Origin of the sequence: Arthrobacter sp. H5, from assembly GCF_000520595.1 — a bacterium.
Taxonomy (GTDB): Bacteria; Actinomycetota; Actinomycetes; order Actinomycetales; family Micrococcaceae; genus Arthrobacter_D.
This window is the reverse complement of sequence record NZ_KI915001.1, coordinates 1-7745: the sequence shown is the minus strand read 5'-3', so window position 1 is coordinate 7745 and position 7745 is coordinate 1. Positions and strand designations below refer to the sequence as shown.

The following is a 7745-nucleotide window of genomic DNA, read 5'->3' as shown; positions in this document are numbered from 1 at the left end:
TCCGCGCAGGTCTCCTCCAGCCACTGCCGTGCCCGCCGGTCCGCAGCCGAGAAGCTGGTCCGGTTCATGGCGCCGGACGGCGAACCGCCGAAGGTGGCAAGCAACTCGATATCCCGCCGGATACGTTCCGCCGACACGCCGGTCGAGGGGTTCTGCTCTGCTGTGGGCATGGGTGCTCCTCAAGCCCGGCGTGCCGGGCGTAGTAGGCTGGCCGCAAAATGTTCGCAGCCGTTTCGCTGTGCTGATCCGTGAAAGGCAACAATGACTCCTACGCCCACTGTATTCACAAACGGTCACGTTTTCGACGGCGAACGCTTCCTGCCCGGGGCAGTGGACGTGGTCTTCCGCGGCACCACCATTGAAGCAGTGGGGCAGGGCCTCGGTGTCTCCCCGGATTACGCCGATGCCACGGTGGTGGACTGTTCAGGGCGCACGGTGCTTCCGGGGCTGATCGACCTGCACATCCACGCAACCACGTCCAATCCCGGTTCTATCCAGGCCCTCGCGGAGCCGTTCTCGCTGCAGTTTTACGAATCCGTGCGCAATCTGGAAGCCACCCTGCGGGCCGGAATCACCACCGCACGCGATGCCGGCGGGGCCGATCTCGGCGCCAAAACGGCCGTCGAAAACGGTCTGATCAAAGGCCCGCGGCTTCGGCTGGCGATCAGCATCATGTCCCAGACCGGGGGTCACGGTGATTTCTGGATGCCTTCCGGCGTCGTCTCCCCTGCCCTCGGGCCGCATCCGGGGCGTCCAAGCGGAATCGCCGACGGCGTGGAGGAAATCCGTAAGGTCACCCGCTTGCTTCTGCGTGCCGGCGCTGACCAGATCAAAATCTGCTCCACCGGTGGGGTTCTCTCCCCGTCCGACGATCCGCGGCACTCCCAGTTCACCCCGGCGGAGATCGCCGTCGTCGTCGAAGAGGCTGAACTGCAGGGTAAATACGTCATGTCACACGCCCAGGGCACCGCGGGCATCGTCAACGCGCTGCGGGCCGGCGTCCGGACCATTGAGCACGGCATCTACCTCACCGACGAGGCGATCCAGCTGTTCCTCGACACCAATGCCTATCTGGTGCCCACCCTCTCGGCACCGCAGGCAGTCATCCGTAAGGGCGAATCAGGTGTCAGCGGCCTGCCGCCGCAGGTCATTGAGAAGGCGCACCGGGTGGCCGAAGAGCACCGCCGCTCCGTTGCCCGCGCCGTCGATGCCGGCGTCAGGATAGCTATGGGAACCGATTCCGGTGTGGGCGTCCACGGGGAGAATCTGGAGGAACTGGCCCTGATGGCTGACGCGGGGATGACCCTCGAACAGGTGCTCGCTGCATCCACATCCGTTGCAGGCGAATTGATCACACCGGAGCACTCCGTGGGCCGGTTGGCAAAGAACTACCTGGCCGATGCCGTTGTACTCAATGGCCGATTGGAATCGGCAGACCAGCTTCCGCGGCTGAGCACCATGATCGGGCAGGTCTACAAGAACGGCGCACTGCAGTTCCCCGCGTGAGCTGTGACTTCAACCGGCCACATCCTACTAAGACGGAGGCACTCAGGTGTTTGAGAACCCGGTCTATGTTGTAACGATCATCCTCCTGCTCCTCGCCATCGGGTGAGGTGGTTTCCATCCTGATTGCCCTGGCCGGCATTGTCCTGGGCACCGGGCTGATTCTGCTGGTCATAACCCCAATCCTCGGCTACGCCTCCGCTGTGGCCGGCGCCGGACCTGTGGCCGGCGGCATCATCGCCTACATCATCACCGCGGAGCGCCTGACCGAACTGGGCTTCGAGCAGCTGATTGTCATACCCGCCCTCGTCCTGGGGCTGCAGAGTCTGTTCGGATTACCCATAGCCAACATCATGCTGCGCAAGTACGCCATGAAGCTCCACGATCGCGGACACTTCGATGAGGCCGGCTCCAAAACCAGCACAACAACCGGCTCCGGCGCCTTGACCACCATCGCTCCGGAGGCCGGAGCCACAAAGACCAGCAGGCGCGGCCTTCAGCTCATTCCCGAGCGCTTCCAGGAACCGCCCATCCTGTTGTTGATGCTATTCGTTTCGGCGAGCCTGGCCTCCTGGCTGGATTCGCTGACCGGGTTGAACTACGGAGTGTGGGCCTTGCTTTTTGGACTCCTCGGGCATCTGGTGGGAATTTTTCCCGCGCGGGCGATGGAAAAAGCAAACTCGTTTGGGTTGGGTATCGCGAGCGTGATTGTGGTGATCATGGCCAGTCTCAGTACCGTCACTTTCGAGTCCGTGGTTCAGTCATTCTGGCCAGTGGTCCTCATCCTGGCTGTGGGAGTGACCGGCATTTCGATCGGGGGCCTGGCTGCCTCCAAGCTCCTCCAATGGGATCCCCTGAAGGGCATGCCGCTCGCCTTGACAGCCCTCTTCGGGTTCCCGGGCGACTATCTGGTTTGCCAGGAGATCAGCCGGTCGGTGGGCCGGAACGATCGCGAGAAGGCAATGATCTTCGACGAGCTGGTCACACCGATGCTGGTGGCGGGCTTTGCCACCGTGACCACTGCGTCAATCGTCATTGCGTCAATCCTCATTCAGACGATCTAGTGCTTCACCGAGGCACAAACACCTCCGCCAGTTGCTCTGGCTCCGGGCGGCGATCCGGAGTAGACAGTAACCATGGCGAATAAAAAGGATGTCGCAGCACGGTTGGCTGAAGCACTGTCCATCGTCTTGGGCACCGAGGAAATCCCGCTCCGGCTGCGCGCCTGGGACGGATCGGTTGCCGGGCCGGCCGGCGCCCCGGTAATCGAGTTCCGCTCCCGGAGGGCGCTGCGCCGCATGCTGTGGTCCCCCGGGATGCTCGGCCTGAGCCGCGCCTACGTTTCCGGGGACATCGATGCTCCCGGCGATCTCTATGAGAGCTTCTCTGCGCTGAGCGCCGTCGGTAAGTTCGCAGAACTTGAACCCTTCGCCCCGCCGACGCTCCGCGAGCGCGTGACACTGGTGCGCACCGCCGTCCGCCTCGGCGCGATCGGCCCAAATCCCAAGCCTCCGCCGGAGGAAACCGACATGGACCGTTCCGGCCGGAAGCATTCCAAGAGGCGCGACGCCGCGGCGATCTCCCACCATTACGACGTCGGCAACGACTTCTATGCTCTCGTCCTCGGTTCGTCGATGGTCTACTCCTGCGCAGTATGGGACACCGAGCGCACCGGACTGAACGCGGCGCAGGATGCGAAGAATGATCTGGTCTGCCGCAAGCTTCGTCTGCGGCCGGGCATGCGGGTGTTGGACGTGGGCTGCGGGTGGGGCAGCTTTGCGCTGCACGCCGCTGGGCGTTACGGGGCCGACGTCGTCGGTGTCACCCTTTCCGCCGAGCAGGCTGCGCTGGCCCGTCGGCGGGTGACCGACGCCGGGCTGACCGGCAGGGTGGAAATCCGGGTCCAGGACTACCGCGACGTCCACGACGGTCCGTTCGACGCGATCAGTTCCATCGGCATGTCCGAGCATGTGGGCCGCGAGCAGATCACCGCCTACTCCTCCCACCTGTTCAACCTCCTGCGTCCTGGAGGGCAACTGCTCAACCACGCCATCTCCTGGAACGCCGGGGATACGATGCGGCCGGACCCGGATTCGTTCATTCCCCGCTATGTCTTCCCCGACGGAGAGATGCTCAGTCTCGCCGTCATGGTCGGCGCACTTGAGTCCGGAGGGTTTGAAATTCTCGACGTCGAAGCACTGCGCCGGCACTACGCGCTGACGCTGCGGGCCTGGGTGCAGAACCTTGAGGATCACTGGGATGAAGCGGTCCATCTGACAAGCGAAGGACGTGCCCGTGTGTGGCGGCTCTACATGGCCACCAGCGCACTGGGCTTCGAATCCGGCCTGACCGGCGTGAACCAGGTACTGGCGCAACGCCCCGGCGGCACCGAGCCGCCGCTGCGCCGGAGCACGCCGCATTCCCATGGGGATGTCTACCTCAGGATCTGGGAATACCAGGTGCAGCCCAAGCTGGTGGATGGGTTTGTTGCAGCGTACGCGTCAGGGGGAGATTGGGCACGGCTGTTCGCACACGCCGATGGCTTTGTCGGCACCGAACTCTTCCGCGATGCAGATACACCCAATCGCTTTATCACCATTGATCGATGGCGGAACGAAACGGACTGGGGAGCGTTCCTCGAGCAGTCGCGGGAAGCGTACCAGGCGCTCGACACCACCTTGGCGCGGTTTACTGTCGTGGAAATACCTCTTTTCGAAGGAACGGTTCCCACATCAATGCAGGTTCCCCACCAGGTCTCTACCAACGACGACGACGCGTCAGGGTTCCGCGCGGAGCACTGATGCCAGCAGGGCAGGATCCACCGAACCGCCGGAGACGACGGCGGCAACCGTCGCGCCGGAGGGCGCAAGGTCGTGCATCCACGCCGCGGTGGCCACTGCGCCTGAGGGTTCGGCCACGAGCCTGCCCGCCACGGCCAGGTGGCGCATCGCCGCTAGGATCTGATCCTCGGACACGGTGATGATGTCATCGACATACCGCTGGACGTGCTCCCAGGGGTGCACGCCGAGTGCTGGGGTGCGCAGGCCGTCCGCCACCGTGCGGTACGTGAGCTCCGGTTCCCAGGTGATCCGGCGGCGCTCGCGGAAACTTTGGGCAGCATCGGCGGCCAGCTCCGGTTCAACTCCAATGACCTGTGTGCCGGGTTTCAGCGCTTTCACCGCCGTCGAGATTCCGGAGATGAGCCCGCCGCCGGAGATGGGAACCAGGACCACATCGACGTCGGGCAGCTGTTCCACCAGCTCCAGACCAACAGTTCCCTGCCCGGCGATGATCCGCAGATCATCGTACGGCGGAACGTGGACATATCCGTACTCCTCCACCAGCTCCTTCGCCCGAATGTCCCGTTGGGCTGAAGGCACCACCTCCACCTCGGCACCGAGTGCACGAACGGCGGCAATCTTGGTGGGCGGGGCGGCGTCGGGCATCACAATGACGGCACGCAGATTGAGCCGGTGCGCGAGCCAGGCGACGGCGCGGGCATGATTGCCGGAAGACTGGGCGACGATGCCGCGTTCGCGCGCCTGATCAAGGACCTGGGCGATGGTATTGTAGGCGCCGCGGAGCTTGAAAGCACCTGTGGGCTGGAGCGATTCCGCCTTGCAGTGCAGCAGCTCGTCCGGCCGGAGTGGATGCGGGAGCGGAATCACTGGTGTCCGCAATGCAAGGTCGCTGATCCGTTCAGCAGCGGCGGTGATGTCCTCCAGCGTGACCAGTTTGGGGTGCAAATTTTGTGCGGCTTCGCCGTCGCTCATTTCCATACAGTGATCCTAGGTGGTGTGAGGGGTGGGGTCGAAAGCGAGGTCGACCCATGCTGCTGCCGCGCCGAATGCCCGGCACTTAGCTACTCGCGGCCCACCCCGTCGCCGTCTCCATCCAAGTGCGCGGCGTAGCCTGGTTGACCGGCCAATACCGGTGCTGCCCCCGAGGCCCGGGCGGCTGCACAGTTCTTGTAAAACACGTCCGGGGCGGGCGCTGGCGCCGGAGCGGGCGCTGGCGCCGGTTCGGGCGCTGGTGCCGGTGCTTGCTGATTCGTCGGCGCCAAGGTGTCAGCGCACTTTCCGAGAATCCAAGCCATCGCGTCGCGCTCAGCCTGTGTCACCCAGAGACCGTAGGTCGCCTTGACCGAGATCTGCCGCGCAACGTATTCGCACCGGAATGAGGTGTTCGGCGGCAGCCAGGTGGCGGCGTCGCCCGCACCCTTCTGCGCGTTGGTGGGCCCGTCGGTGGACTGAAGATTCAGTGGGTCATTGGCGAAAGCCAGACGCTCATCAAAGGTGAGCTCCTGCGCACCCTTCTGCCAGGCATCGGAGAGCGCGACAACATGATCGATCTGCACGTCGATGCTGGTGTCCTGGCCACGGAGGAAGGGAATGACTGTGCCTGTGTACGGATCATTGAGCGCTCCTGACTGCACCTTGCATGGGACCGAATTGGCATGGACGATCGCAGTAAGGTCGCGGTTGAGCATGTCATTACGGGTGTCGCAGCCGTTGCGGTCGACGTCGGCCCAGGCCTGCCCAAACTGGTCACGGTCGTAGCCGGTCTTGGGCGCACGGCCCTGTATGGCAAGGGTTTCGAGCAAGGCAAGAGCCCGGATGCCGGACTCCGGCTGGTTCCGCGGTGCACTCGGGTCGCCGTCAGCCATCACGACGTCGTCATCATCCACCGGTGCGACGTCGACCGTCGGGCCCGGTGCCAGTGTCGGGGAAGAAGAAACGGAAGGTTTCGGCGTTGCGCTCTTGGAAGGCGCCGGTGTGGCTGAAGGAGTTGGTACAGGCGTCGGGGCCGCTGTTTGTTCCGCGACGGCCGTTGGTACGGTGTCTTCGACCGGGGGCGCCTGCTCCGCCGGTACTCCGTTTGCCTCTTGCATGGCGGTCTGTGTCGGGTGGGGTGTTCAGGCTTTCGGAAGACGCTTCGCGTCTGGATCTGCCGACCGGCTGCGCCGTTCCGTTTCGGCTTGTGAATGTACTGTCCGCCCTTCTCTTGGCAAGGCTCCGAGGCAGGCTTTCGCGGCATATCCTCGCTTCGCTCCGGTATTCCACGGTCCGACCTCTCCACCTTGCCAATTCACTTCGCGGCCAAGTGATGACGGCGTTGCCGAAAGTAACGGGGGCAAAGATGAAAGCGGGACTCATGGTGGGCGCAATGATGACACCGAAGGACGTGGCTGGCATGTACGGCGTGACCAGCCAGGAGCTTGCTCAATGGCGCCGAGCTAACGTCGGCCCGCCCTACTTCATGTTGGGACGGAACACCGTCCGGTACGACGCCGGCGACATCGAGGACTGGTTCAACGATCCCGCTAACGGGTACCTCCACGACTACCCAGTCGGCCGATGAACCGCTCTGCTCGTGACGCACGTCCGTACCCGGCGATAGGCTGATGAGCACGGCTACCATCGACCTCGAAACCACCAAAGACCAGGCACGCAAACTTCTCGACTCGCGCATCGAATCAGTCACGGAACTGGTTGTTGCTCGGAAGCGCGTTGACGAGCTGCGCGAGCGACTCGCTGAGGCTGAACGCGAGGATAAGAAAGCAAGTGGGTGAACGGTTAGCTCAGGTCATGTCTTGCGTTTCGGCCATTTTCTGTGATTTGGCGGTAGGTAGTCGGCGGCTGCCGACTGCCAAGACCGAGGAGAGTCTGGAACGCAGCCATGGGCGTGCTGCGTCTGTTGTAGCGGAACGTGAATTCGTCGAGGTAAACCTGTAGTTGTTCATTGCTGACAGATCGGTGTGTCCCTCGCAGCCACGTCTTGAAATTGCTGATCGCACGATGCACTCGAGGCATGACCGGGTCTGCGTCGTCGGCTCTCTTGGCGGCCCTTTGTGACCGTGGCCGGTAGTCGTAATCTTTCTTGGCCAATGGCGCGTAACCCATCCAGCCATCGGTATGCACGATCGCACCGGGAGCGACGGTGTCGGTGATGAATCCGGTCAGCGTGTCGCCGGAGGCATCAGCGATCACTTTCATCCGCACACGCCCTGAACCCTGGCCCCGATGTTCCACCGCAACGACCACCTGCGCCGCTTTGGCGGTGAGATTCCTGCCGCCGCGACGTCCGGTCTCGCGGCCGCCGACCTGGCACTCATCGACGTCGACCTCGCCTGTCAGTAGAGAGCGTTCAGGGTTGACCATGGCCCGACGCAGCTTGTGCAGCATGGTCCAGGCCGTTTGATGTCGGGTGAGGCCAAGTTGACGCTGCAACTGCCTGGCAGA

General features: G+C 63.6%; 8 protein-coding genes and 1 pseudogene. 6 read left to right on the top strand and 3 right to left on the bottom strand.

Annotation, left to right across the window (positions count from 1 at the left end):
• The first annotated feature begins 261 nt into the window (after positions 1 to 261).
• From Y708_RS0113715 to Y708_RS31105, 4 genes and pseudogenes are all read left to right on the top strand, one after another.
• Positions 262 to 1506, top strand: a complete 1245-nt coding sequence (locus Y708_RS0113715; protein WP_028280379.1) for a metal-dependent hydrolase family protein — start codon at positions 262 to 264, stop codon at positions 1504 to 1506.
• A 107-nt stretch (positions 1507 to 1613) separates the two neighbouring features.
• Positions 1614 to 2567, top strand: a complete 954-nt coding sequence (locus Y708_RS25065) for a hypothetical protein (protein ID WP_051479000.1) — start codon at positions 1614 to 1616, stop codon at positions 2565 to 2567.
• A 72-nt stretch (positions 2568 to 2639) separates the two neighbouring features.
• Positions 2640 to 3911: pseudogene (locus tag Y708_RS25060) on the top strand (class I SAM-dependent methyltransferase); the annotation flags it as partial.
• A 51-nt stretch (positions 3912 to 3962) separates the two neighbouring features.
• A complete protein-coding gene (locus Y708_RS31105) occupies positions 3963 to 4304 on the top strand; it encodes an antibiotic biosynthesis monooxygenase family protein (protein ID WP_253905820.1) in 342 nt (113 codons plus the stop codon).
• Here Y708_RS31105 and Y708_RS0113700 read toward each other — a convergent pair.
• Positions 4281 to 5282 carry a threonine ammonia-lyase gene (locus Y708_RS0113700; protein WP_081746799.1) on the bottom strand — a complete coding sequence of 334 codons (1002 nt, stop codon included), beginning with the start codon at positions 5280 to 5282 and terminating at the stop codon, positions 4281 to 4283. The genes Y708_RS31105 and Y708_RS0113700 overlap by 24 nt on opposite strands.
• A gap of 83 nt (positions 5283 to 5365) precedes the next feature.
• Complete coding sequence (locus Y708_RS25055; protein WP_081746798.1) at positions 5366 to 6394, bottom strand: GmrSD restriction endonuclease domain-containing protein; 1029 nt, start codon at positions 6392 to 6394, stop codon at positions 5366 to 5368.
• A gap of 248 nt (positions 6395 to 6642) precedes the next feature.
• On the opposite strand from Y708_RS25055, the gene Y708_RS29245 reads away from it, so the two are divergent.
• Positions 6643 to 6864, top strand: a complete 222-nt coding sequence (locus tag Y708_RS29245; protein WP_155853868.1) for a helix-turn-helix transcriptional regulator — start codon at positions 6643 to 6645, stop codon at positions 6862 to 6864.
• 43 nt (positions 6865 to 6907) lie between these two features.
• Positions 6908 to 7075 (top strand): hypothetical protein, encoded by a 168-nt coding sequence (locus Y708_RS29240; protein ID WP_155853867.1) that lies wholly within the window; start codon positions 6908 to 6910, stop codon positions 7073 to 7075.
• A 4-nt stretch (positions 7076 to 7079) separates the two neighbouring features.
• On the opposite strand, the gene Y708_RS25045 is transcribed toward Y708_RS29240, so the two are convergent.
• On the bottom strand, positions 7080 to 7745 hold a 666-nt coding region (locus Y708_RS25045), incomplete at its 5' end, for an IS1595 family transposase (RefSeq protein ID WP_155853866.1).